Origin of the sequence: Sulfuricaulis sp. (genome assembly GCF_041499725.1) — a bacterium.
Lineage (GTDB): Bacteria > Pseudomonadota > Gammaproteobacteria > Acidiferrobacterales > Sulfurifustaceae > Sulfuricaulis.
This window is the reverse complement of record NZ_JBGQKW010000035.1, coordinates 1-25634: the sequence shown is the minus strand read 5'-3', so window position 1 is coordinate 25634 and position 25634 is coordinate 1. Positions and strand designations below refer to the sequence as shown.

Genomic DNA, 25634 nt, shown 5'->3' with positions numbered 1-25634 from the left:
CGGCGGCGATCTCCAGCGCGCGCCGCGCCTGATGCTGGCCTTTGATGTCGTGCAGATCGGGTAGCTCGGAGGATTCGGGCAGATGCCTTTCCGGTTCCTGGCGCGCGAGCAGCTTTTCACCGTTGAGATGTGCCGTCACCTCGAGCAGGTGTTTGGCACCGCGGATATCCGCGCCACCCACCAACGCGGCCTCGAGGGTGTTGGCCGCCGGCAGGATCAGCGCGCGCCCGGTCAGGCGCGTCTGCAGCGCCACGGTGAGCGCGCCGAGCACGGGCCGCAGTTTGCCCGTGAGCGCCAGCTCGCCGATGAATTCGTATTGGTCCAAGTCCCGGGTCGGAATCTGCCCGGAGGCGGCGAGGATGCCGATGGCGATGGGGAGGTCGAAGCGCCCACCCTCTTTCGGCAAATCGGCCGGCGCCAGATTGATGGTGATGCGCCGCGCCGGAAATTCGAAACGCGCGTTTTGCAGCGCCGCCCGCACCCGGTCCTTGCTTTCCATGACGGCCGTTTCCGGCAGGCCGACGATGGAGAGATTCGGCAGGCCGTTCGCGAGATGCACCTCCACCGTGACCGGCGGCGCTTCCATGCCCACCTGGGCGCGGCTGTGAACAACGGCGAGTGACATGGTCATCCCTGAGACTACATGGACAGGATTAGCGGGACTTAAGGGAGTTTACAGAATAGATCTTGAATCGGTATCAGAAATATTTGATCCCGTTAGTCCTGTCTATTTCTTTTTCAGTTTTTCTTCCAGTTCGGCAATCCGTTTTTCGAGTTCCTGCAGCCGTGCGCGGGTGCGCGCCAGCACTTCTTCCTGTACTTCAAGCTCTTCACGCGTGACCAGGTTCAGGCGGTCGAACACGCCTTGCAATGCCGCGCGCACATTTTTTTCCACGTCTTTCGGACCGTGGGGCAGGACCCGGGACAACGCCGCGACGAACTGGTCGAGGATTTTGGTATCGATCATGGTGCGGCATTATATCAAGCCACCCACCGTGGTTCCGTTCGGTATTGGCCCCGTCTTTCCGCACACAAACGGTGCATGGAGTTAAAACCGGATTCTATCTTGGTGCATAAACAGCTGTTCTGTGTCCCCAGGCATATCACAACTCACTGTTACGAAAGAGAAAAACACTCTGGCACAGAATCTGCTTTTAAGCGCACGTCAATTGAGAAACACAGGGGTAGTTTTCTATTTTTTTAACATCCGGCCGCGGTGTAAAGGACCGTAAAGCCGTTCACTTGAGGAGATAAATATGAATTTTCGCAAAACGATTCTGGTGGTGAGTATCGCTGCCGCCTGCGCAAGCACGGCCTTCGCGGCTGACCCCAAGAAAATGCCGGAGAAGCCGGCCGTACCCACACTCGGCCAGGTCATGGAGGCAACCGGTATCAGCGTCAATGGCTATATCGACACTTCGTACACCTACCTGTCTGGCACCGGCAAGTTCACCAGTGGCACAGCGAATCGCGTCTTCGACACCGAGAACCGCAGCTTCAACGTTAACGCGCTCGATCTTACGCTCTCGGCATTGCCTCAGGATGGCTTCGGCGGGATGGTGAACCTCACTGCAGGCACAGACGCCAACGTCATCGGCTCGGCAGGCACCAACAACACGGATCAATTCGATGTCACCCAGGCCTATGTGCACTATGCCAAGGGCAGTCTGATGGTGATCGGCGGCAAGTACGTGACGCTGTCCGGCGCTGAGGTGATCAAAAGCCCGGCCAACCTGAACTTTTCGCGCTCGATTCTATTCGGTTACGCGATTCCGTTCACGCATACCGGCGTGCGCGCCTATTTCACCCCCAGCGGCAGCGCAGTCGCGCCGGACGGCAAGTGGACGTTCATCGCCGGCGTCAACAACGGCTGGGACGTGCAGAGCGAGTCACAGCAAGGGCTTGCGGCCGATGGCTCGCAGGCGGTGGGCAAAACGCTCGAGCTGGGCGCCAATGGCAATATCACCAAGGCCATATCGCTCGCGGCCGTGTATTACGGCGGCAACGAGTCTGCTGGTGCCTTTGAGACCGGTGAGCGCAAACTGCTCGACCTCGTGGCGACCTTCAACGCCACCGATAAGCTGAGCTTCACGTTGAACTACGACACAGCCGAGCAGGACAAGGCGCTGACTGGCGGCAACAAAGCGAAGTGGAGCGGTCTGGCCGGTTATGTCAATTACGTGCTGAGCGATACCTGGCGCGTGGCCTTCCGCGCCGAGTCGTTCGATGACAAGGACGGATTCCGCACCGGCGTCAATCTCGGCAGCGGCGGTCAGAAGTGGAAGGAAAGCACCGTTACACTGGCCAACACGCCGGCTAAGAACGTGGAATTGCGTGCCGAACTGCGTACGGACAGCTCCAATGAGTCCAGCTTCAAACAGACGGATGGCAGCACCAAGAAGGACCAGCACTCGGCAGCGCTGGAGGCCATCTACAAGTTCTAGTCATACACGGTGAACGGGGTGGCGACCGGCCGCCCCGCTAGCCACAGAGGAGGCAATATGAAGTTCGTTACTGCAATCATCAAACCCTTCAAGCTCGACGACGTGCGCGATGCGCTCGCCGAAGTCGGCGTGCAGGGTGTCACCGTCACCGAGGTCAAGGGCTTCGGCCGTCAGAAGGGCCACACCGAACTTTACCGTGGTGCAGAGTATGTCGTGGATTTTCTGCCCAAGGTAAAACTCGAGGTCGCCATCGATTCCAAGCAGCTGGATCGCGTCATTGAGGCCATCGTCAAGGCAGCCCACACTGACAAGATCGGCGACGGAAAAATCTTTGTCACTGACCTGGAACAGGTCGTCCGCATCCGCACCGGTGAAACCGGCAAAGATGCGCTTTGATACAGGAGAAAATTCCATGTTTATGTCATTCAATCTGAAAAAGCTGTTCGGCGCCTTCGGCGTCGTACTGCTGCTAATGTCGCCATTGTTCGCTTTTGGTGACCAAACGCCGGCTCCTGCGGCGCCCGCGGCATCAGCCCCGGCCGCCGCCACGGCGGCGGCACCCGCTCCCACGCCGAACAAGGGCGACGTGTCGTGGATGCTGATTTCCACGGCGCTGGTGCTGATGATGAGCGTGCCGGCGCTGGCGCTGTTCTACGGCGGCATGGTGCGCTCGAAGAACGCGCTGTCGGTGCTGATGCAAGTGTTCGTCGTGTTTTCGCTGATCACGGTGCTGTGGTGCGTCTACGGCTACAGCCTCGCGTTCACCGAGGGCAGCGGTTCGCTCGCCCCATTCTTCGGTGGTCTCGACCGGCTATTCCTGAAGGGTACATTCAACGCGGCAGACGGCAGCTTCTCCATGGCCGGAACCTTTAGCAAGGGCACCCCGCTCTACGAGCTCGTGTTTGTGGCCTTCCAGGCGACCTTTGCCGCCATCACCTGCGCGCTGATCCTGGGTGCGTTCGTTGAGCGCGTGAAGTTCTCCGCCGTGCTTATCTTCATGGTGATCTGGTTCACCTTCGCCTACTTGCCGATCTCGCACATGGTGTGGTTCTGGATGGGTCCGGATGTCTACACCGCGGCGAACGTGGTCGATGCGATGAACGCCAAGGCCGGATTGCTATGGCAATGGGGCGCGCTCGACTTCGCGGGCGGCACGGTGGTGCACATCAATGCCGGTGTCGCGGGTCTGGTCGGTGCCTATGTCATCGGCAAGCGCATTGGCTTCGGCAAGGAGCATATGGCGCCGCACAACGTGACCATGACCATGATCGGTGCTTCGCTGCTGTGGGTCGGTTGGTTCGGTTTCAACGCGGGTTCCGCGCTCGAAGCGAACGGCTCCGCATCGCTCGCTTTCATGAACACCTACCTCGCCACCGCCTGCGCGGTGCTGTCGTGGATGTTCGGTGAGTGGATCTTCAAGAGCAAGCCGTCGATGCTGGGCGCGGCCTCGGGTGCGGTTGCGGGCCTCGTCGCGATCACGCCAGCGGCCGGCAATGTCGGCATCCCCGGTGCGTTCGTTATTGGCACCGGCGCCGGTCTCATCTGCCTCTGGGGTGTCAACCAGCTCAAGGGCTGGCTCAAGGCCGACGACTCACTGGACGTTTTCGGTGTGCATGCCGTTGGCGGCGTCTTCGGTGCGTTGATGACCGGTATATTCAATGCGCCGTCGCTGGGCGGACCCGGTTTCTATAACAACTGGTTCGAGATGAAGCCTGGCTATGGCGCGATCATGGATCAGTTCATTATCCAGGCCAAGGCTGTCGGTGTGACGGTAGTCTGGACGGCGGTAGTGGCATTCATCGCGTATAAGATCGCCGACTGGACAGTGGGTCTGCGTGTCAGCGCGGAAGAAGAGCGCGAGGGTCTGGATACCACTTCCCACGGGGAGTCGGCCTATCGTATTTGAAGAACAGTTTCCTTCTGTGAGAGTTGACGGGCGCCGCTGGCGCCCGTTTTTTTTTGCTGAGAAAGCTCTGATTTAAGTCCGTCCGTGCTGAGCCCTTCGACTTCGCTCAGGACAGGCCCGTCGAAGCACGAGCGGACTCAGGCGAGTGGAAGACTTTTATCAGTGGTTCCCTAGCTGGCCAGCGCCACCTGGGCGGGCACGTGCCACGGCTTGCCGTTGATCAGCAATTGTCCCTGGCGGATGGATAGCCTGAGCTTGTAGACGCCATTTTCTTCGATGAGCAGACGCGTGAAATCGTTCCGTGCCAGGTATTGCGGGAACACCCGGTCAACGATTTCCGCCATGGCTTCCGGGCCGAGATGGGCCACGTCATCCGCCGTCAGCGCGCCGCTTTGGCGATAGGCCGCGATGTCCTGGCGGATCTGCGGCGTGAGCAGGCGCTTGAGTACCGCGGCGGGAATGGCCAGCTCGAGGTCGCCAATGAAGGCCGTCAGGATTTGCATCGGATTCCGGGCGATGTCGCGTTTCCGGCCGTCGAGAACAAACTTCCCCTTGCCGCTGATCTCGCCTTCCCGGGTCTTGAAGCTCAGTTGCGTGATTTCCACTTCCGGGGCCTTTTTGGACAGCACCGCGATGAGTTCCATGGCTTTCCCGGCCACGATCATGCCCGCTTGCGCGGGAGGCAGGTTGCCGCGGGTGAGGGTGTCGATCTCGTTTTTGAATTTCACCAGCGCCGCCGCATCCAGGTTACGCGCCTCGATCACCAGTTGCCCGGGTCCGAAGCGTTCCTTCGCGACCTGAACTTCATCATGTGTGTAACGGATGACCAGGTTGACGTTGTCGCCGGCGGAGCGCGCCGTGGACGAGAGCACGAACCCCTTGAAGCCGACGCGCCCGGCGGCATTGCCGAACTCGAGCCGCGCGACGTTCAGGCTGGCGTCGCCGAAGGAATAACCCGCGATGCCTTCCTGCGTGTCGGAATGCAGCGACAGATTGGACAGCGTCATATCGCCCTGCTGTTCGGGGGCGGTCAGCGTCAGCGACGGCATGAGCGCGTCGAACCGGATCTTGTGCCACGCCCGGTCGAATGTCATGTCCGCGCTCATGCCACGCCAATCGATGGCCTCGCCTTTGGCGCCGGTGGTCTTGATCGGGGACATTTCGGCGCGCATCGTGCCGCCGCCATTCAGGCGGAAGGTGGTCTCGGTGGAGAGCGGTGGCAGGTTCAGGAGCTGTTGTTTTCCGACCGCGGCCAGGGTGATCTGACTGGCGATGCGCGCCTGCACCGGCGTGACGCGCCAATCGCCTTCCAGTATCCGGTCGAGCGGCAGCGGTCCGTGGCTGATGCGGTGTTGGGCGATGAACTCGATCGGGATTTGCGGAAGACGGATGACGGTCTCGGCCGTGGAACTGAACCAGCCGCGCGCATAATTTTTGCCCGTGAATTGCAGACCGCTGCTGCTCGACAGTTGTTCGAGCATGGCGCCGTAGGTCTTTTCCGCTTCCATGCCGAACCAGTACGGCAATCCCACGGCGGCCAGCGCCACCAACGCGATCAGCGTGAAACCGAGAACCAGCGTGAATTTCTTCATGCGTGAGCGTGCTGCCCGCCGCGTCCGGTCATGGGCGCTGCCGGCAATCTCCCGTGCACGACTCGCGGCATCAGGCGATCAGAACTTTTTGTGCGAGCCGTCGCAAAAAGGTTTTTTGAGGGAGTGTTTGCAACCGCACATGGCCACCTGAGTCGCCTCGGCCAGTTCCAATTTGATGGGCTCAAAAACGCTGCCCTTGTGCGAACCGTCGCAGAAAGGCTGGGTCTTGGATTGGCCGCAGGCGCACCACCGGTAGGTACCGGGTTTGAGATCGAGGACGTAGGGGCCTTTCTGGGCAATTTTGGGTTCCATGGTGGTTCCGGTGATTGAGGGGTTCGGTGGCAAGGGATGGTCGGGGAGTTTTATACGCTGAACGGCCTTCGGGTTCAAATCGCGCGCGGCGCGCAGCCGGGAGAAGCAAAGAGCTAGGTGGCTGGCCGACGCAGGAATTCCGGGCTGGCGAGCGCCGCGGCATGGATGTCGCGGTTGTAATAGCGCGTGGCGAACGTCTTGGCGGTGACGTCTTGGGCGCGGAAGTTCGCGAGAGCCATGTCCTTGCCCGCCATGGTGGCGCTCCACCAGCCGGACGGGTAGGTGCACTGCGGGAAGAACAGCGTCGCGACATCACGGAAGCCCGCGGCCTTGAAGGATTTTTGTACTGACAGGATAAGCTCGGCGTGAAACAGCGGTGACTCGCTCTGACCGACGACAATGCCGCGTGGCCGCAACGCCCGGAAACAGTTTTTGTAAAAGGCCTCGGAGAAAAGACCGGCCGCCGGTCCCACCGGGTCGGTCGAATCGATGATGATGACGTCGTAGGTTTCGGGTTTGGCGTCCGCCACCCATTTGATCCCGTCGGCAAAATACAGCCGCGCGCGCGGATCATTATTCGATTCGCACAATTCGGGAAAAAACTTTTCCGACACCCGCGTGACGCGCTCGTCCAGCTCGACCTGCTCGGCCAGCGTCACGGTTTTGTGCTTCAGGACTTCATGCAGCGTGCCGCAGTCGCCGCCACCGATGACCAGCACCCGTTTCGGATCGGGATGGGTGAACAGCGCCGGGTGCGACATCATTTCGTGATACACGAAATTGTCGCGGTCGGTGACCATGACCAGGCCATCGAGCGTCATGAGCGTACCGAAGGTTTCGGTTTCGTAGATCTCGATGCGCTGGTAGGTGCTCTGTTCGTCGTGCACCTTGCTGTTGATCTTGAGCGAGATGGCCGAACCCTGGCCGGCCCATTCCTCGGTGTACCAGTTCTTGTCGAGCGGCATGTGTTTGTGTTGGCTTGAGAGCTTGTCGGAGGCGGGATTTTATACGCCAAGCGCGCGGCCGGCTACTTGATACTTGCCAACCGCTACTTGATACTTGCCGCATGATCGGCTGGTCCATACAAAAGGCACGCGACACGTACAACATCGCCCACTGGAGCGGCGGCTACTTCGACATCAACGGCAAGGGCCACCTCGTCTGCCGGCCGGATGCGCGCACCGACCAGGCCGGAGTCGATCTGTACGAACTTTCCAAGGAGATCAAAGCCGTGGGTCTGTCGCTGCCGGTGCTGGTGCGCTTCTCCGACATCCTGCGCCACCGCGTCGAGACCCTGTGCGGCGCCTTCGATCGCGCGATGCAGGCCGACGGCTACCGTGGCCAATACACCTCCGTTTACCCGATCAAGGTTAACCAGCAGAAAAGCGTGGTCGAGAAGATTCTCGCGCGCCAGGATGGACGCGTGGGGCTCGAGGCCGGCTCCAAGCCCGAGCTGCTGGCGGTGCTGGCACTGTCGCGTCAGGACGGCGGCGTGGTGGTGTGCAACGGCTACAAGGACCGCGAGTACATCCGCCTGGCCCTTATCGGCAAGGAGCTGGGCCATCGCGTGTACATCGTCGTCGAAAAGCCCACCGAGCTGGAACTTGTCATCCAGGAATCCAAAAACCTGGGTGTAACGCCGCTGATCGGGCTGCGCATGCGGCTGGCCTCGATCGGCGCCGGCAAGTGGCAGAATACCGGCGGCGAAAAATCCAAATTCGGCCTGTCCGCGGCGCAGGTGCTGGACGCCATCGCGCGCCTGCGCGCGGTGAATCTGCTGCCGAGCCTGCAGATGATGCATTTTCACATGGGCTCGCAAATCGCCAACATCCAGGACATTCAGCTCGGTATGCGCGAGGCCGCGCGCTACTACGCCGAGTTCCGCGCCAACGGCGCCGACATCAAGGTGCTCAATGTCGGCGGCGGGCTGGGCGTGGACTATGAAGGCACACGCTCGCGCAGCTTCTGCTCCATGAACTACTCGGTCGATGAGTACGCACACAACATTGTGCATGCCATCACCGACATCTGTGCAGAAAAGAAATTGCCGCATCCCGATATTGTCACCGAATCCGGACGCGCCATGACCGCGCACCACGCCGTGCTCATCACGAATGTCGTGGATACCGAATCCGCCCCGGGCGCGGATTCGGTGCCGAAGGCGACTGAAAGCGAACCCGCGATCATCCGCGACCTGTGGCAGACGCTCACCACACTATCGGAACGCTCCGTCGTCGAGGCCTATCATGACGCCGCCTACCGCCTGACCGAGGCACAGGGCATGTTCAGCCACGGGGTGCTGACACTGGCGCAGCGCGCGCGCGCCGAGCAGATTTATTTCGCCATCTGCTGGAAGGTGCGCGAACTGTTGCAGCCCGCGAGCCGCACGCACCGCGAAATTCTTGACGAGCTCAACGAGAAACTCGCGGACAAGTATTTCTGCAATTTCTCCCTGTTCCAATCCATGCCTGACCACTGGGCCATCGACCAGATTTTTCCGGTAGTACCGCTGAATCGCCTGAACGAGCCGCCCACGCGCCGCGGAGTGATGCAGGACATTACCTGCGATTCCGACGGCAGTATCGATTTATACGTGGACGGCGAAGGCATCGACTCCACGCTGCCGCTGCATCCGTTGCGCGAGAATGAGCCATACCTGCTCGGGATTTTTCTGGTCGGCGCCTATCAGGAGATTCTCGGCGACATGCACAACCTGTTCGGCGACACCGATTCGATTCACGTCGAGCTGAAACCGGATGGCGGCTATCAATTGTCACAAGCGAAGCAAGGCGACACCGTGGACTCGGTTTTACGTTATGTGCATTTCAACGCCGACGATCTGCTTGCCTCCTACCGCGCCAAGATCGAGCGCGCCGAATCACTCAGCGCAAAAAACCGCGAGACTTATCTTGCTGAACTGTCGGAAGGGCTGAAAGGGTACACGTACCTAGAGGATTAAAGGAGTTTCTTGTCCTTTAATCCATCGGCATGACGCCAGAGATACCACGAACCGACCGAACGGAACGGCTGCCAGCACTCGGTCATTTTCTGAAAATCGGCTTTGGTGGGTTTGCGACGGAGTTGATAGGCGGCCCTGAAGCCGCTCTGAATACCGAAGTCGTCGATAGGCAGTACATCCAGCCTACCGAGCGTGAAGATCAGCAGCATCTCGACCGTCCAGCGTCCGACACCGTAAATCTCGACGAGGCGGAGGATCAATTCTTCGTCGTCGAGGCGTCGTGCCTGCGCACGGGTCGGGACAATTCCTTCACGCGCCTTGGCGGCGATGTCGCGGATGGCGGTAACTTTGTTGCGCGAGAAACCGACCGAGCGTAGTCGCGCAAAATGCGTCGCCAGCACCTCGTGCGGTTCGGGGAATCGCTTGTCCGGATAGAGCGCGACGAAGCGGCCGAGAATCGTTTGGGCGGCGCGGCCGTTGAGTTGCTGGTGCGCAATGGCGCGCGTCAGGCTTTCATAGGGCGACCACCGAAGCGGGCGGAGCGCGCACGGACCGATGTCGCGGATCAGCCGCGCCATGGTGCGATCAACGCGGGCAAGATGTTTTTCGGCGGCTTTGAGTTTGTCGTTAAAAGTTGGCACGGGGTGAAATCAAGCCGACGTCTGTTACGAAGAGAAATTACCCGGCCTCGCCCTTTTTGACTTTCAACCGGATTGCCTTGATGCCCAGCTTCTGTAACTGGATGGCGGTGGCGTCGAGCTGCTCGATTTTTTCGTAGGGGCCGAGGCGCACGCGGTGATACTCGCCCTTGCCCTCGATAATGATTTTCTGGATATGCGCCACCAGCCCCGCGAGCGCGAGTTTGGCCTTCATCTGGTCGGCTTCTTCAAAGCCCGCGAACGAGCCCGCCTGCAGAATGTAACTCACGCCCTCCTCCGGTTTGGCTTTGACCGGTTTGGCGCGCGCCCGCCGCTCGGGCAGCACGGTCTCGGTTTCCGGGAGGATGGTGTAGAAATCGAATTTCGGCTTGGGGGGTTTCGCGGGTTCCGGTTCTTTCCTGGCGGGCTTTTCCGCCGGTTTGCTGAAACTGGAAAAGAAGTTCCCGAGCCCGCTGCGGCCATCACCGCGGTGGGAGTACATCTGCCACAGCATCACCCCGGCTACGCCGATGCCGATGCCGACGAGAAGCAACAGCCAGCCGGGTTTTCGAAAACGGCTTCTCGAAGATCTTCTGCGTGCTTGCGCCATGCGGTAACTTTACATCGTCTCCGGGGCCGACACACCCAGAAGCTTCAGCCCGTTGGCAATTACCTGACGCGTCGCCACGATCAGGTTGAGGCGGGCGTCGCGCACCGCGGCGTCGTCGACCAGAAACGTGTGGGCACCGTAATAGGTGTGGAAGTCGTAGGCGAGCTCGCGCAGGTAATAGGCGACTTGATGCGGCTCGTAGGCCGTGGCGGCCGCCTCCAGCACTTCCGGGTAGCGCGCGAGCCGTTCGATGAGTGCCAGTTCATGCGGCTCCGCGAGTCGCGCCAGGTTCCGTTCGCCGTTCGCCGGATCGTGGGTGAGTCCCTTTTCTTTCATTTGCCGGAACACGCTGTGGATGCGCGCATGCGCGTACTGCACGTAAAACACCGGGTTGTCGTTGGACTGCGACTTCGCCAGATCGAGGTCGAAATCCATGTGCTGTTCGCACTTGCGCAGCACGTAGAAAAACCGCGCGGCATCATTGCCCACCTCGTGCCGCAGCTCGCGCAGCGTGACGAACTCGCCGCTGCGGGTGGACATCTGCATGCGTTCGCCACCTTTATAAAGAATGGCGAATTGCACCAGCAGCACGTGCAGCCGCTCCGGATCGTCGCCGATGGCGGCGAGAGCCGCCTTGACGCGCGGCACGTAGCCGTGATGATCCGCGCCCCAGATATCGATCACCCGGTCGTAACCGCGCTCGAGCTTGTCCATGTGGTAAGCGATATCGTGGGCGAAATAGGTCTTCTGGCCGTTCTCGCGCACTACCACGCGGTCCTTCTCGTCGCAATAGTCGGTGGAACGGAACCACAGCGCGCCCTCTTTTTCGTAAACATGTCCCGATTTTTTCAGACGCTCGATGGCGCGCTCGGCGGCGCCGTCTTCGACGAGCGCGCGCTCGGAAAACCACTGGTCGTAGCTGACGCCGAACTCTTCAAGATCCTGGCGGATGTCATCGAGGATGACATTGAGGCCAAGGTCGAACACCTGACGATAGGTAGCATGGCCGAGCAGCGATTTGGCACGCTCGATGAGCGCGTCGATATGGGTTTCCTTGTCGCCGCCCTTGGGTTCGTCGGGCGGCACGTCCGCGAATACCTTCGCGGACACATGACGATACTTGTCGCCGTTTTCGCGGTGTAGGGTCGCGCCTATGTCGTAGACGTAATCGCCCTTGTAACCGTTGACGGGAAAGTCGAATTTTTCGCCGCACAATTCGAGATAGCGCAGCCAAACGCTGGTGGCGAGGATGTCCATCTGCCGGCCGGCGTCGTTGATGTAGTACTCGCGGTGCACCTGGAAGCCGACGGCATCGAGCAGGTTGGCAAGCGTGGCGCCGTAGGCCGCGCCGCGTCCGTGCCCGACATGCAGCGGGCCGGTGGGATTGGCCGAGACGAATTCCACTTGCACCTTACGCCCAGCACCCAGGCGGCTGCGACCGAAACTTTCGCGCTTGTCCAGAATTTCACGAATGATGCCGTGGTTGGCGTCGGGGCGCAGGAAAAAATTGATGAAGCCGGGCCCGGCGATCTCGACCTTGATGACCTTGTCGGAAGCCGGCAGGGCCTTGAGGATTTTTTCTGCCAGCTCGCGCGGCTTGGCGCGTGCCTGCTTGGCCAGCACCAGGGCGATGTTGCACGCGTAGTCGCCATGTTCCTTGGATTTGGTGTGGTCCACCGTGATCGCCGCGCCGTGAGCGGGCGGCAGCGCGCCGGTGGCCTCGAGGCCCGCGAGTGCCGAGGCGATCAGATTTTCAATATGGTGTTTCAATGGATTTTCGGCAGCACGTAAAGGACGCCGATTCTACCGGTCCAATCGCAGGACGAGAAGCCGCAGCACGAAGCCGTCGTGATTACGGCTCGTCCGCGCCGTGCATCAGGTTTTCCACTTCGCGCAGGTTCGCGCGCTTCATCGGTTTGCCGTCCACCGGGCTGAGCGGTGTCTCGCGCGCTTCACGCCGGTCGAACACGCACAGCTCCACGGCCACGCCGTCGGCGGTGAAAAGGTAGGCCGGGAAGGTTTCGTGACGTTCGCCGCCGAAGCGCAAACGTCGGTCCGCCTGCTCGTAGGGAATGCTGTGTTCCTGCAGCCAGAAACCAATTTCCTCCGGCGAGTCGGCGGTGAGATGCAGCTGGATCGCGCTGGCCGAGGTCACGGTGCCGCTCAGCACCGGGCCCACCAGGCGCGGCTCGAAATTGGCCAGGAAGCGCATGGCCTCGGCGGCGAGCCCGCGCAGGCGGTGCAGGCTCTGCGTGACACGCCCGGCGTGAAATAGCCGCAGGTATTCCTGCAGCGCGGAATCTACCTCGTCGTTGCCCGGCAGATGTTTAGTCTCGGGCAGACCGAGACGCGCGGCGGCCTTGCGCTTGGCGGCGTGGAAGTCGCGTACGCCCTCTTCCGCCATGATGCGCGCGGCATGCGCGGCGATTTGCCGGCGCAACTCGTCCGTGCCCGGTGCCTGGGATTTGGACCGGTGCCCGACCTGAGGAGAGCGGGGCTTGGTGCCCATCAGAACAGTTTCTCGCGCACGTTATCCGGTGCCTGGTCCGGTGATGCGGTCGTGGCGCCTGGTTCTCCTTCAACACCCGGCAGCTCGTGCGGCGTTTCCGTGCCCTGAATGAAATATTCCTCCATCGCCTGCGGGTCGTCGGCCGTCGTCGGTTTTCCGGTTTCGCTGTTGACGGTGATGCGCACCACGTTCTGCGGCGGCGTCAGCGGCTTTTCGGGAGTGCCCTGCAGCGCGGTGCGCATGAAGTCGATCCATATGGGCAGCGCCGCGCGCGCGCCGGTCTCGCCGCGGCCGAGCGAGGCGGGCTGGTCGAAACCGATCCATGCCGTGGTGACCATATCGGCGTTGAAGCCCGAGAACCAGGCATCGCGATAGTCGTTGGTGGTGCCGGTCTTGCCGGAGAGGTCCTTGCGCCCGAGGACAAGGGCTTTCTGTCCGGTTCCCTCGCGGATCACGTCCTGCATCATGCTGGCCACGAGGAAGCTCACTTCGGGGCTCAGCACGCGCGGCGCGATCGGCGGCTTCTCCTTATCTGAGGGATTGGCGGGCGCAGATGCCGGTGCCGGTATTCCCGGTGTAACGGCGCTTGCCGGAACGTCGGCCGCTCCTGCGCGACTTGCGCTCGCGGCATTTGTGCTTCCCTGCACATCAGTCGCTCCCGGCATCCTGCCTCTCGCGACACTTGTACTTCCCTGTACATCGCAGTCACGGCAAAGAATTGCCGGCTTGGCTTGCTCGAGAACGTTGTGATTGGCATCCTCGATGCGTGCGATGAAGTACGGTGTAACGCGATAACCGCCGTTGGCGAACACGCTAAACGCGTTCACCATCTGCATCGGCGTCGCCGAGGCCGTTCCCAACGCGAGCGAGAGATTGCGCGGCAGTTTGGCGGGCTCGAAACCGAAGCGTTCCAGATACTCGGCGGCATAGGCGACGCCGATGGCGCGCAGCAGGCGCACGGCGACGAGATTGAGTGATTGCGCCAGTGCCTTGCGCAGCCGCGTCGGTCCGAAGAACTTTTTGCTGTAATCCTCCGGGCGCCATTCATCTTCGGGCGATTCACCTTCCATGACGATCGGTGCCCCGCTCACGGTGCTCGCGGCGGTGAATCCCTTGTCCAGCGCGGCGCTGAAGATGAAGGGTTTGATACTCGAACCGGGCTGGCGCTCGGCTTGGGTCACGCGGTTAAAGCCGCTCTGGTAAAAATCGAATCCGCCGGTGAGAGCCAGCACCGCGCCGTCGGAGGGACGCAGTGACACGAGCGCGCCGCTGACCTCCGGAATCCCGGCGAGTCGCCATGGTCCGATCTCCTGTTGCAGCGCCGGGTTTTCAATCGCTTCGAGGTAAATGATATCTCCGGACTTCAGCACGTCCGCGGCCTTCTTGGGCGCCGCCCCCAGGGTGTTTTCATCGATGTAGGCACGGGCCCACGACAGCCCCGGCCAGCCGATTTCGGCGATGGTGCCGTCCTGGGTGTAGACCTGCGCGCTTTTATCGTCGACCTTGAACACGACGCCCGGAAGCAGGTCGCCCACGACCCGGTAATCCTTGAGCACGTCGTCGAGATGTTCCTTGTCCGGCTCGCCGCTGACGGTTACGTGACCGGCGGGCCCGCGGTAACCATGACGGTGATCGTACTCGAGCAATCCGTCGCGCAGCGCCTTGACCGCGGCCTGCTGGTCATTGGTGTTGATCGTGGTGTAGACATGAAATCCACCGGCGTAGGTCTTTTCGTCATAAGCCTGGATCATGTACTGGCGCACCATCTCGGCCACGTAAGGTGCCTCGACATTAAACTTGTAGGCATGCTTGCCGGCGGCGAGCGGCGTGTTAACCGCCTGGGTGTATGCCGCCTCGTCGATGAAGCCAAGATTTTGCATCTGGCGCAGGATGGCATTGCGCCGTTCGATGGCGTTGTCGGGATTGGTCAGGGGGTTGTCGCGCGATGGCGCCTTCGGAAGCCCGGCGAGCATCGCCATTTCCGGGAGCGTCAATTCCTTGAGCGTTTTCCCGTAATAAACCTGCGCCGCCGCGGCGAAGCCGTAGGCGCGATGGCCGAGAAATATCTTGTTGAAGTAGAGCTCGAGAATTTGTTCTTTGCTCAATTCGCGTTCGATCTTGAACGCCAGCAGGATTTCCTTGATTTTGCGTGAATAGGTTTTTTCGGGGCTGAGAAAGAAGTTGCGCGCCACCTGCATGGTAATGGTGCTGGCGCCCTGTCCCGCGCTTTGGGTGCGCAGGTTGTGCAAGGTAGCGCGCAGGATGCCGGCGAAGTCCACGCCGTGGTGATAGAAGAAGGAACGATCCTCGGCCGCGAGCACCGACTTGATGAGCAGATCCGGCACCTCGTCGATGCGCACGGGAATACGTTTTTCCTCGCCGAACTCGGCGATCAGCTGACCGTCGGACGCGTAGACCCGCATCGGCACTTTCAACTGCGCCCCCGAAAGGTCGTCGAGCGAGGGCAAGGTCGGTGTCAGGATGAGAGCGACCAGCGTGAGCATCACCACGCCGCTGGCGAAAAACCCGAACAGTCCGATCAGAGCCAGTTGCCAGCGTTTGGTGGGCAGATGCTGGCGGGTCCATCGGGAGAAAAAACTCCCAGAATCATTCATAGGTAGTGGCGAGGCTTATGGAGCTTGGTCAGGGAGAGTCGTGTTTCGGTGTACGGGCCAGTATAAACCACCCTCCGTCAGACACGGTATTTCAGGTTTTTCGCCAACGGCGTGCCGTGAAATTCAGCGGGGAACCCACGAAAACAGGCTAAATACGCCGATTTGTCATTTCTGATTTCTATGGTCTATATTAATCTACATTATATGTATTAATCATAACTAATGGATTTCTAAGAGGGAAATTAGGTGACAGGGCTTTCTGGTTTATTTGCCAAGAAAAAGCCGCCACTGATAGGGATCGATATCAGCTCCTCGGCCGTGAAGGTCCTTGAACTGAGCAAGTCAGGCGAGCACCTGCGCGTGGAGCGCTATGCCGTAGAACCCCTACCTCAGAATGCGGTCGTCGAGCACGCGATCACGGAAGTCGAGCAGGTTGCTCAGGTCGTTGAGCGCGCCATCAAGAAATCCGGCACCCGCGTCAAGCACGCCGCGGTGGCAGTGCCGGCTGCCCATGTCATCACCAAGACCATCAAAATGGCGGCCAACCTGAGCGATCAGGATCGCCAGATGCAGGTGGAGATGGAAGCGGATCATTACATTCCCTATCCCCTGAACGAAATTAATCTCGATTTCCAAATTCTGGGCCCATCGGAAAACAACCCGGAAGAAGTGGACGTGCTGATGGCCGCCTGCCGCAAGGAAATCGTGGACGACTATCTCGCCGTCATTCAGCAGCCGGGCCTGACACCCATGGTCGTGGATGTTGAAACCTATGCGATGGAGAATGCCTTTTCACTCATCACCAGCCACATGCCGGGCGGCGGCATGGAGAAGACCATCGCGGTTCTGGATATCGGCGCCACGGCGACCACTATTAACGTGGTGCATAACAACCGCTCGGTTTACACGCGTGATCACGCCTTCGGCGGCCGACAGCTGACGGAAGAGATTCAGCGCCGCTATGGCCTCTCCTATGAAGAAGCGGGATTGGCCAAGAAACAGGGCGGCCTGCCGGACAATTACCAGACCGATGTACTGCGCCCGTTCATGGAGGCCATGTGCCAGGAGATCATGCGCGCGCTGCAGTTCTTCTATTCCTCGACGCCGTTCAACAGCGTGGACCAGTTGCTGCTCGCCGGCGGCTGCGCGCAGGTCGCGGGTATCGATGAGCTGGTAGCGGCGCGCATCGGCGTGCCGGCAATGGTGGCCAATCCCTTCGCCAGCATGTCGCTCGCTTCGCGCATCAAGCCGCAGCTTCTCTCCAATGACGCCCCTTCGCTCATGATCAGTTGTGGGCTTGCGATGCGGAGCTTTGACGAATGACGACGCGCGTTAACCTATTGCCGTGGCGCGAAATGCGCCGCAAGGAGCAGGACCGGCAATTGCTCACCATTGCCGTGGGCGCGTGGATCCTGATGGGTGTAATCATTTTCTATGCGCACGTGCATGTCAGCGCCCTGATCGAGAACCAGAACAAGCGCAATGAATTTTTGAACCAGGAGATCGCCAAGGTCGAGAAGGAGATCAAGGAGATCACCGAACTCAAGAAGCAGCGGGGCGACCTGATCGCACGCATGAACGTCATTTATCAACTGCAGGGAGCCCGCGCCCAAGTGGTGCATCTGTTCGATGAGCTGGCGCGCAAGCTCCCAGACGGAATTTATTTCTCGTCCCTGAAGCACTCCGGCAGCATTATCGCGTTGCAGGGCGTGGCGCAGTCGAATGCCCGTGTTTCGGCGCTCATGCGCAACCTGGCTTCTTCCGACTGGTTCGCCGATCCGGAGCTCGAGGTCATCACGGTGAAAGCCCAAGGAAGCGACCGTGTCAGCAACTTTTCACTAAAGGTCAAACAGGCCGCCAAGCAGCAGAAGAAACTTACGGATGCCGGCACATGACTCTCGACGATCTGAAAAATATCGATATCAACAATCTCGGTTCCTGGCCGGTGCCGATCAAGATCGGTGGGATTCTGGTCGTTTGCGTCATTGTTCTTTTCGCCGGCTTCTGGTTTCTCATTCAGGGTGAACTCGAGCAGTACGGTGAGTCTCAGAAGAAAGAAGACGGTCTACGCGAGACCTACATGAACAAGAAGGCCTTGGCGATCAATTTGCCGGCGTACAAGGAACAAATGGAGGAAATGGAACAGACCTTCGGCAGCCTGTTGCGGCAATTGCCGAATACCACGGAAGTTCCTGACCTGCTGGTGGATATCACCCAGGCTGGATTGGGCCGGGGACTTGAATTCACCTTGTTCCGTCCGGAGAAGGAACTGCCCAAGGATTTCTATGCCGAGATGCCGATCAGCGTCGAGGTCCGGGGCACTTATCACGAGCTGGCTCAGTTTGTGAGCGATGTCGCCGCGCTTCCCCGCATCGTCACATTTGGTGATATCGCCATCACTTCCGCCGGCAAGGACAATAAGCTGACCATGTCGGCGAAGGCGAAAACCTATCGTTACATGGAAGAGGGCAGTGCGGCGAAACAGGACAAGGCAGCGCCCCGGGCACGTAAGAAATAGTCATGAGAGATGCTAAATTACTATTAGTCACCGGCCTACTAAGCCTTGTGCTGAGCGGGTGCAGCAGCGATGGCCTGGAGGATTTGCGCGATTTCGTCAAGAACGCCTATGCCGACAAGAAACCGAAGGTCGAGCCGCTCCCGGAAATCAAAATGCAGGAAACCTTTATTTATAATTCCGCCAATCTGGCGGATCCCTTCGCCACTTTTAATCTCAATCCGCAGAGCCAGAAGAACGCCAGCGGACCGCGCCCGGATCCGAACCGGCGCAAGGAACCGCTGGAAGACTACCCTCTGGATTCGTTGAAGATGGTCGGCACGCTTATGCGCGGCAAGCAGACATGGGCTGTTATTCAGGCGCCAGATGGAACTGTCCATCGCGCACAAAAAGGCGATCACCTGGGGCAGAACTCCGGCATGATCAGCAAGATCACCGAGGAAAAAATTGACCTGATCGAATTGATCCAGGGCAACATGGGCGATTGGGTCGAGCGTGAAGCCAACCTGGCGCTGGTGGAATGAACCGGAACAAACAAGGCGGGATGATATGAAACAGCACACTCAAATCTTGCGCAACGTCGCCGTCGCGGCCGGCAAATGCCTGTCGCTTGTGATTGCCATGGCCGGAATGACCGCCGCGGCACTGGGTGCAGAAATACTGTCCATCGCCTGGGAGCCGGGCAGCGAGGCACCAGTCTTACAGATAAAACTTGCCGGTGAATCTACCTACAAGACTCAGGTGCTGGAAGACGGACAGCGGCTGCGTATCAGTTTTCCGGACAGCAGCATGGGGACGTCACTCGCGGAATTGCAGGGGCTGGACAAGGTAAAAGGGGTTTATCCTTATCTTGCCGATAACGGTACTTCCGTGGTGGTGGATTTGCTGATGACCGAACCCGGCCAGCTCGACGTGCAGAAAGCCGAATATGGGTATCGCGTGGTGGCCGCCGCCGCGTCGACCGCTGTACCTGCCTTGCCAACACCGATCACGGCGGAAACTCCTGCTGTGACAACTCCTCCGCCATCCTCACCTACCGAGGCAACTGCCAAGGCCCAGGAAAAGCCGGCTGAAAAAGCAGCCGGAGCCGAACCAGCCGCCGCACCGCCGGCTGTGGAAGAGAAAAATGTCATCGAAGAAATTCTCTATGCCAAACTGCCTGGCGATCGGATTCAGATCACGATAAAGATGGCAAAGGTACCTGTGGAGCCGAATGCCTTCACCATCACCAACCCCGCGCGCATATCGCTGGATTTTCCCAAGACACAGGTCGGGCTCGCCAAAAAGAGTATCGCGGTCAAGGAAGCGGCCGTTACTAGCGTGACCGCCATTGAGGCGGATGACCGTTCGCGCATCGTGCTGAGTCTGGTCAAGCCGGTGGCGTATTCGACGAATATCGAAGGCAACAATTTCGTTGTGACCGTGGAGGCGCCGGTGACCGCTATTGCCGGGGCGGTGGAGCCCAAGACCACGCATTTCGCGAGCAGTCACAAGACCGGGAAATACAGTCTCAAGGCGATTGATTTCCGCCGTGGTCCGCAGGGAGACGGAAAAATCATCATTAATCTTTCCGATCCCGCTGTCGGTGTCGACATTCGCGAACAGGCAGGCGAGATCATGGTGGATTTTCTGAATACGTCGGCGGCTTCCGAACTGCAACGCCGTCTTGATGTGGTTGACTTCGCCACGCCGGTGCAGACGGTCGATACCTATGCCCAGGGAAAGAACACGCGCATGGTCATCACGCCCAAGGGGAAGTACGAACAGCTGGCTTACCAGACCGGCAACGTTTTCACTATTAGCGTCAAGCCGGTGATCGAAAAGCCGGATGAAAAGAAGGTCGACGAGTTCGGCTATTCGGGCGAGAAACTGTCGCTCAATTTCCAGAACATCGATGTGCGTGCCGCGCTGCAGGTACTCGCCGATTTCACCGGCCTCAATTTCGTCGTGAGCGACACGGTCAAGGGTTCTCTCACCCTGCGTCTGAAAGACGTGCCATGGGATCAGGCACTCGACCTTATCATTGACAGTAAGAACCTGGCGATGCGTCGCAAAGGCAACGTGCTGACCGTGGCGCCCGCGCCCGAGGTGGCGGCCAAGGAAAAGGCCAACCTGGAAGCAACCAAAGCGGTGGTCGAGCTGGAACCGCTGGTCTCGGAACTTATCCAGATCAATTATGCCAAGGCCGAAGATATTGCAAACCTCATCAAATCCATCAAGCCGGTAGGAAACGCCAACGCGTTGGAACATCCGGTTTTCGGTAGTACGGCAACCGGTGCAAACACGCAGATCGCGACATCGTCCAACACGCTGCTGTCGCCCCGTGGGCAAGTTACCGTGGACAGGCGCACGAACTCGCTGCTGATCCAGGATACGTCTGGCAAGATCCGCGAAGTACGCAAGCTGATCTCCCAGCTGGATCAGCCGGTGCGTCAGGTCATGATCGAATCCCGCCTGGTGGAGGCCACCGACAATTTCAGCAAGTCCCTCGGCGCGCGCTTTGGCGTCAAATACACCGATACCTCGCAAAGCGGTCGCGCAGGGGCGGGCTCCGGAAATATCACGGACAGCTCCTCGATCGTTTCCGCCGGCACCATGACCTCGAACGCCAATGGCCTCAATGTCAACCTGCCTTCCGGCGGTATCGGCACTTCCGTCGCGGGCTCCATCGGTCTTACCTTCGCCAAACTGGGAGCGAACGGAGGCCTGCTGAATCTCGAGCTCTCTGCGCTGGAACAGGAGGGCCAAGGCAAGCTCATTTCCAGCCCGCGCGTGATCACAGCCAATCAGAAGCTGGCGAGAATTGAACAAGGGCAAGAGCGGGTCTTCACGACCAGCGTCCTAGGCGTGGGTTCGGTGGTGACGAAGAAAGCCACCCTCAAGCTGGAAGTAACGCCCCAGATCACTCCGGATGATCGCATCAACCTGGATGTGGACATCACCAAGGACAACTTTGTCGACGCCGTCGCCGGCACGCTGAACATCAAAGAGATCACGACCCAGGTGCTTCTCGACAACGGCGAGACCGTGGTCATCGGCGGCATCTACGAGCAGGACAAGAACGACACCATTACCAAGGTTCCGTTCTTCGGCGATATTCCGCTTCTAGGCTGGTTGTTCAAGAGCAAGGAGGTCAAGGACAACAAGACCGAATTGCTTATTTTTCTGACGCCGAGGATTCTCTCCGATAACCTCAGCTTGCGCTGAGAATTGACGTGACTGGGCCGGCCGCCTTCAGGCGGCCGGCCCGCTTGATTTATGGCCGCGATGCTGGCATACCTGCGGCCATGAGTCGGACAGACAATATCTTTCTGATTGGCCCCATGGGCGCCGGTAAATCCACCATCGGACGCCATCTCGCCGAGTTGCTGGACAAGGAGTTTCAGGACTCCGATCACGAGATCGAGCAACGCACCGGGGCGAGCATTCCACTGATTTTCGAAATCGAGGGTGAGGCCGGTTTCCGCAGCCGCGAGTCGCTGGTCCTCGATGATTTGACACGTAAATCCAATCTGGTGCTCGCCACGGGCGGCGGCGCCATCCTGTCGGACGACAACCGCCGTGCCTTGCGCAGCCGTGGCGTGGTGGTTTACATGCACGCGCCGCTTGAGACACTGCTGCAACGCACGCGCCGCGACCGTCACCGCCCGTTGCTGCAGACCACGGACCGCGGCAAGACACTGGAGGAAATTCTCAAGTCGCGCGAACCTATATACCGGCAGACAGCGGATATCGTGGTTGAGACATCACACCGTTCGCCGGCGAGCGTGGCGCGCGAGATCGCCCGTAAATTGGAAACCTTGCAAACCGATGAAAACGCTGCCTCTTGATCTGGGGGATAGAAGCTACCCGATCTGTATCGGCGCCGGCCTGCTCGACCGGCCCGAGCTGCTGACGCGGCATATCCTGGGAACCCGGGTGGCCATTGTCACCAACGAGACGGTGGCGCCGCTGTATCTCGCCAGGCTGCGCGCACATGTCGCTTCACTGAAGCCGGTCGAGGTGGTGCTGCCCGATGGCGAGCAGTACAAATCGCTCGAGGTGTTGAACCGCATTTTCGATGCGCTGCTTGCGGCGCATTGTGACCGGCGCACCACCATCATTGCGCTGGGTGGGGGTGTCATCGGCGACATGGCCGGATTCGCCGCGGCCAGCTATCAGCGTGGCGTGCCTTTCATCCAGGTGCCCACGACGTTGTTGGCACAGGTGGATTCCTCGGTTGGTGGCAAGACCGGTGTCAATCATCCGCTCGGCAAGAACATGATCGGCGCGTTCTACCAGCCCCGTGCCGTGATCATTGACACCGACACGCTCAATACTCTGCCGGACCGCGAGCTCGCATCGGGACTGGCCGAAGTCATCAAGTACGGACTGATTCGCGACCCCGAGTTTTTTACCTGGCTTGAGGTTAATCTGGACAAGTTACTGGCGCGCGACCCCGAGGCGCTGGCCTACGCGATTCACCGTTCGTGCCGGAACAAGGCCGAGGTGGTGGCCGCGGATGAACGCGAATCCGGCGTGCGTGCCACGCTTAATCTGGGCCATAGCTTCGGTCATGCGATCGAAACCGGTGTGGGATACGGGAATTGGCTGCACGGTGAGGCCATTGCCGCGGGCATGGTGATGGCGTCCGATCTGTCGCGAAGACTCAAGTGGCTGTCCACCGCCGATGTCGCGCGCGTTGAAAAGCTGATCCGCCGGGCGCAATTGCCGGTGCGTGCCCCCAGCACGCTTTCCACCGCGCGTTTTCTGGAACTCATGGCGGTGGACAAGAAGGTGCTGAACGGGCGCCTGCGGCTGGTGCTGCTCAAGCGCCTGGGTGAGGCCGTGGTCACCGACGATTATCCGCGCGCCGAGCTTGAGGGAACATTGGCCAGCATGCGGGAAGCGGCGTGATGCTGGCAGCTTTCGCCGCGCAGGATGCCACCTCGCGCGGGCGACAGTATCCCGAACCCGCACCCGCGAACCGCTCCGAATACCAGCGCGACCGCGACCGTATCATCCACAGCGCCGCGTTCCGCCGTCTCGAATACAAAACCCAGGTTTTCATCAATCACGAGGGCGATCTGTTCCGCACGCGCCTGACGCATTCGATCGAGGTGGCCCAGATCGCCCGTTCCATCGCCCGCGCGCTTTCGCTTAACGAGGACCTGACCGAGGCCATCGCCCTGGCGCATGATCTGGGACATACGCCTTTCGGCCATTCGGGCCAGGATGCGCTGAATGAATGCCTGCGAAATTACGGCGGTTTCGAGCACAATCTGCAGTCGCTGCGAGTAGTGGATATTCTTGAAGAACGCTACGCCGAGTTCCCCGGGCTCAATCTCACCTTTGAAACCCGCGAGGGCATACTCAAGCACTGTTCAGCCAAGAACGCCCGCGAACTGGGCGAGCTGGGCCGGCGGTTTCTGGAAAAAACTCAGCCCAGCCTCGAAGCGCAGCTGGTCAACATCGCCGATGAGATCGCCTACAACAATCACGACGTGGACGACGGGCTGAGATCCGGACTGCTGAAGCTCGAGCAGCTCCAGGGAGTCGCGCTGTTTGCCGAGCAACATGCCGAGGTGCGGCGGCGCTATCCGGATATTGCTCCGCGTCGCGCCATTTATGAAACCGTACGGCGCATGATCAATCACGTGGTGACCGATCTTATCGAGAACAGCCGCCGCCTGATTGAAATCTCCGGCATCAAGCATATCGATGACGTCCGCCACCACCCGGAGCCCCTCATCGCCTACACTCCCGCGGTGGCCGGAAAATCCCCCGAGTTGAAGCGCTTTCTGCGACAGCACCTGTACGCGCACGAACAGGTGACCCGCATGATGGGCGAAGCGGTGAAGGTCGTGCGCGAATTGTTCGCGGCGTTCATGCGGGAGCCCCGGCTGCTCCCGACCCAATACCAGGACAAGCTCCAATCGCAGGATGATCCCGCCGGCCGGGCCCGGATTGTCGCCGACTATATCGCCGGCATGACCGACCGCTACGCCCTGCGCGAGCACGCGCGCCTGCTCCAGCCCGGCGTTTGAGCCGCAGGAAAGCCGTTTCCGGTCAATCCCTTCTTCATCCCATGGCTTAAAAATGAGCCAATTGTCCCCGGTTCCATTGAACCGGCACCGGCAGGCCGGTATACTTTTCGCCCCTTTTGCTCCTGATTTTCCGTGATTTTCATGGGCAAAAGAACGAATTCTCCTGATCTGGGCGAAGCCCTCGCTGGCGAGCGAAAAACGACTTTGATTTGATCGGTGCGGAAAGTCGTACCGGATGACGTCGCCAGCGGTGAAAGAGTGCGGTGATCGAAATTGGAACTGCATAGCAAGACGCAGCAGGGTCTTTATGACCCGACTTACGAACACGACGCCTGCGGTGTCGGTTTTGTCGTGGACATCAAGGGACGCCGCTCACACCAGATCGTTACGCACGCGCTGACGATTCTCCGGAACCTCATGCATCGCGGTGCCTGCGGCTGCGAGGAGAATACCGGCGACGGCGCGGGCATCCTGATTCAGGTACCGCACGCGTTTCTGCAGCGAGAGTGCGGCAAACTCGGCATTACTCTTCCCGAGACCGGTCGCTACGGCACCGGCATGGTTTTCCTGCCGCGCGCGGCGGCGGAGGCCCGCCGCTGCGAATCCCTGTTTGCCGATATCGTGCGCGCGGAAGGGCAGACGCTGCTCGGCTGGCGCGACGTTCCCGTCGACGATTCGTCGCTCGGCCCGACGGCGATTTCGGCCGAACCGGCCTTCCGCCAGGTTTTCATCGGCCGCGCCGCCGGCATCACCGACGACCAGACCTTCGAGCGCAAGCTCTATGTCATCCGCAAGCGCATCGAGCACGCGGTCTGGAATTCGGACCTCACGCAGCGATCGCAGTTTTACATACCGAGCCTGTCGGCGCGCACGCTGATTTACAAGGGCATGCTTACGCCGACCCAGGTGGAGCTCCTGTTTCCCGATCTCGTTGATCCGGCGGTGGAGTCGGCGCTGGCGCTGGTGCACTCGCGGTTCTCGACCAACACCTTCCCGTCCTGGCCGCTGGCGCATCCTTATCGCTACATCGCGCACAACGGCGAGATCAATACCTTGCGCGGCAATATCAATTGGATGCGCGCGCGCGAAGCGCTTTGCGCTTCGCCTCTCTTTGGCGATGACCTGAAGAAAATCCTCCCGATCGTGATCGAGGGTGGCAGCGACTCGGCCACCTTCGACAACGTCCTCGAATTCCTGCACATGGCCGGACGCGAATTGCCGCATGCCGTGTTGATGATGATTCCCGAGGCGTGGAGCGGCCACGAGATGATGGACGAGGACCGCAAGGCCTTCTATGAATATCACGGTTGCCTGATGGAGCCGTGGGACGGCCCGGCCTCGATCGCCTTCACCGACGGCAGCGTCATCGGCGCCGTGCTCGATCGCAACGGCCTGCGTCCGTCGCGCTACTACGTAACGAAAGACGGTCTGGTGGTCATGGCGTCCGAGGTCGGCGTGCTCGACATCCCGCCGGAGAACGTGCTCATCAAGGAACGCTTGCACCCGGG

The 25634-nt window shown here is 60.1% G+C and carries 22 protein-coding genes and 1 pseudogene; 13 read left to right on the top strand and 10 right to left on the bottom strand.

Going from position 1 to position 25634, the window contains the following annotated elements; all coding sequences use genetic code 11:
- On the bottom strand, positions 1–625 hold a 625-nt coding region (locus tag ACC569_RS07770; protein WP_372522939.1), incomplete at its 3' end, for a magnesium chelatase domain-containing protein.
- A 102-nt stretch (positions 626–727) separates the two neighbouring features.
- On the bottom strand, positions 728–967 hold the full coding sequence (locus ACC569_RS07765) for an accessory factor UbiK family protein (RefSeq protein WP_372522938.1): 240 nt from the start codon (positions 965–967) through the stop codon (positions 728–730).
- Positions 968–1256: 289 nt separating this feature from the next.
- Between ACC569_RS07765 and ACC569_RS07760 the strand changes: the two genes are divergently transcribed.
- The 3 genes from ACC569_RS07760 to ACC569_RS07750 all read left to right on the top strand — a co-directional run bounded on the left by ACC569_RS07760 (position 1257) and on the right by ACC569_RS07750 (position 4350).
- Entirely contained in the window at positions 1257–2444 is a 1188-nt protein-coding gene (locus ACC569_RS07760; protein ID WP_372522937.1) for an outer membrane beta-barrel protein, read from the top strand.
- A 57-nt stretch (positions 2445–2501) separates the two neighbouring features.
- Positions 2502–2840, top strand: coding sequence for a P-II family nitrogen regulator (glnK, locus tag ACC569_RS07755; protein ID WP_372522936.1), 339 nt, complete (start codon positions 2502–2504; stop codon positions 2838–2840).
- A 76-nt stretch (positions 2841–2916) separates the two neighbouring features.
- Positions 2917–4350, top strand: coding sequence for an ammonium transporter (locus ACC569_RS07750; protein WP_372522941.1), 1434 nt, complete (start codon positions 2917–2919; stop codon positions 4348–4350).
- A gap of 170 nt (positions 4351–4520) precedes the next feature.
- On the opposite strand, the gene ACC569_RS07745 is transcribed toward ACC569_RS07750, so the two are convergent.
- From ACC569_RS07745 to speE, 3 genes are all read right to left on the bottom strand, one after another.
- Entirely contained in the window at positions 4521–5942 is a 1422-nt protein-coding gene (locus ACC569_RS07745) for a YdgA family protein (protein WP_372522935.1), read from the bottom strand.
- A 78-nt stretch (positions 5943–6020) separates the two neighbouring features.
- Entirely contained in the window at positions 6021–6254 is a 234-nt protein-coding gene (locus ACC569_RS07740) for a CDGSH iron-sulfur domain-containing protein (RefSeq protein WP_372522934.1), read from the bottom strand.
- 113 nt (positions 6255–6367) lie between these two features.
- On the bottom strand, positions 6368–7219 hold the full coding sequence (speE, locus tag ACC569_RS07735; protein ID WP_372522933.1) for a polyamine aminopropyltransferase: 852 nt from the start codon (positions 7217–7219) through the stop codon (positions 6368–6370).
- Between the two features lie 101 nt (positions 7220–7320).
- Here speE and speA point away from each other — a divergent pair, with 101 nt between their 5' ends.
- Positions 7321–9213 (top strand): biosynthetic arginine decarboxylase, encoded by a 1893-nt coding sequence (speA, locus tag ACC569_RS07730; RefSeq protein ID WP_372522932.1) that lies wholly within the window; start codon positions 7321–7323, stop codon positions 9211–9213.
- On the opposite strand, the gene ACC569_RS07725 is transcribed toward speA, so the two are convergent.
- The 5 genes from ACC569_RS07725 to ACC569_RS07705 form a co-directional block, all read right to left on the bottom strand.
- Entirely contained in the window at positions 9210–9854 is a 645-nt protein-coding gene (locus ACC569_RS07725; RefSeq protein WP_372522931.1) for a DNA-3-methyladenine glycosylase, read from the bottom strand. The two genes, speA and ACC569_RS07725, sit on opposite strands and share 4 nt — an antisense overlap.
- Positions 9855–9891: 37 nt before the next feature.
- Complete coding sequence (locus ACC569_RS07720; RefSeq protein ID WP_372522930.1) at positions 9892–10461, bottom strand: SPOR domain-containing protein; 570 nt, start codon at positions 10459–10461, stop codon at positions 9892–9894.
- A 9-nt stretch (positions 10462–10470) separates the two neighbouring features.
- Positions 10471–12231 (bottom strand): arginine--tRNA ligase, encoded by a 1761-nt coding sequence (argS, locus tag ACC569_RS07715; protein WP_372522929.1) that lies wholly within the window; start codon positions 12229–12231, stop codon positions 10471–10473.
- Positions 12232–12313: 82 nt separating this feature from the next.
- Entirely contained in the window at positions 12314–12970 is a 657-nt protein-coding gene (locus tag ACC569_RS07710; RefSeq protein ID WP_372522928.1) for a hypothetical protein, read from the bottom strand.
- Complete coding sequence (locus ACC569_RS07705; RefSeq protein ID WP_372522927.1) at positions 12970–15585, bottom strand: penicillin-binding protein 1A; 2616 nt, start codon at positions 15583–15585, stop codon at positions 12970–12972. Before ACC569_RS07705 ends, ACC569_RS07710 begins: the two co-directional genes overlap by 1 nt.
- A gap of 246 nt (positions 15586–15831) precedes the next feature.
- On the opposite strand from ACC569_RS07705, the gene ACC569_RS07700 reads away from it, so the two are divergent.
- The 9 genes and pseudogenes from ACC569_RS07700 to ACC569_RS07660 form a co-directional block, all read left to right on the top strand.
- Positions 15832–16908, top strand: a complete 1077-nt coding sequence (locus ACC569_RS07700) for a pilus assembly protein PilM (RefSeq protein ID WP_372522926.1) — start codon at positions 15832–15834, stop codon at positions 16906–16908.
- Positions 16905–17480 carry a PilN domain-containing protein gene (locus tag ACC569_RS07695; RefSeq protein WP_372522925.1) on the top strand — a complete coding sequence of 192 codons (576 nt, stop codon included), beginning with the start codon at positions 16905–16907 and terminating at the stop codon, positions 17478–17480. The genes ACC569_RS07700 and ACC569_RS07695 overlap by 4 nt, the downstream gene beginning before the upstream one ends.
- Positions 17477–18103, top strand: a complete 627-nt coding sequence (locus ACC569_RS07690) for a type 4a pilus biogenesis protein PilO (protein ID WP_372522924.1) — start codon at positions 17477–17479, stop codon at positions 18101–18103. Before ACC569_RS07695 ends, ACC569_RS07690 begins: the two co-directional genes overlap by 4 nt.
- A gap of 2 nt (positions 18104–18105) precedes the next feature.
- Positions 18106–18624, top strand: a complete 519-nt coding sequence (locus ACC569_RS07685; protein WP_372522923.1) for a pilus assembly protein PilP — start codon at positions 18106–18108, stop codon at positions 18622–18624.
- Positions 18625–18649: 25 nt separating this feature from the next.
- Positions 18650–21307 (top strand): type IV pilus secretin PilQ, encoded by a 2658-nt coding sequence (pilQ, locus tag ACC569_RS07680; RefSeq protein WP_372522922.1) that lies wholly within the window; start codon positions 18650–18652, stop codon positions 21305–21307.
- Between the two features lie 80 nt (positions 21308–21387).
- Positions 21388–21930, top strand: a complete 543-nt coding sequence (aroK, locus tag ACC569_RS07675; RefSeq protein WP_372522921.1) for a shikimate kinase AroK — start codon at positions 21388–21390, stop codon at positions 21928–21930.
- Positions 21911–22996, top strand: a complete 1086-nt coding sequence (gene aroB, locus ACC569_RS07670) for a 3-dehydroquinate synthase (RefSeq protein WP_372522920.1) — start codon at positions 21911–21913, stop codon at positions 22994–22996. Before aroK ends, aroB begins: the two co-directional genes overlap by 20 nt.
- On the top strand, positions 22996–24126 hold the full coding sequence (locus ACC569_RS07665; RefSeq protein ID WP_372522940.1) for a deoxyguanosinetriphosphate triphosphohydrolase: 1131 nt from the start codon (positions 22996–22998) through the stop codon (positions 24124–24126). The genes aroB and ACC569_RS07665 overlap by 1 nt, the downstream gene beginning before the upstream one ends.
- Before the next feature lie 273 nt (positions 24127–24399).
- Positions 24400–25634: pseudogene (locus ACC569_RS07660) on the top strand (glutamate synthase subunit alpha); the annotation flags it as partial.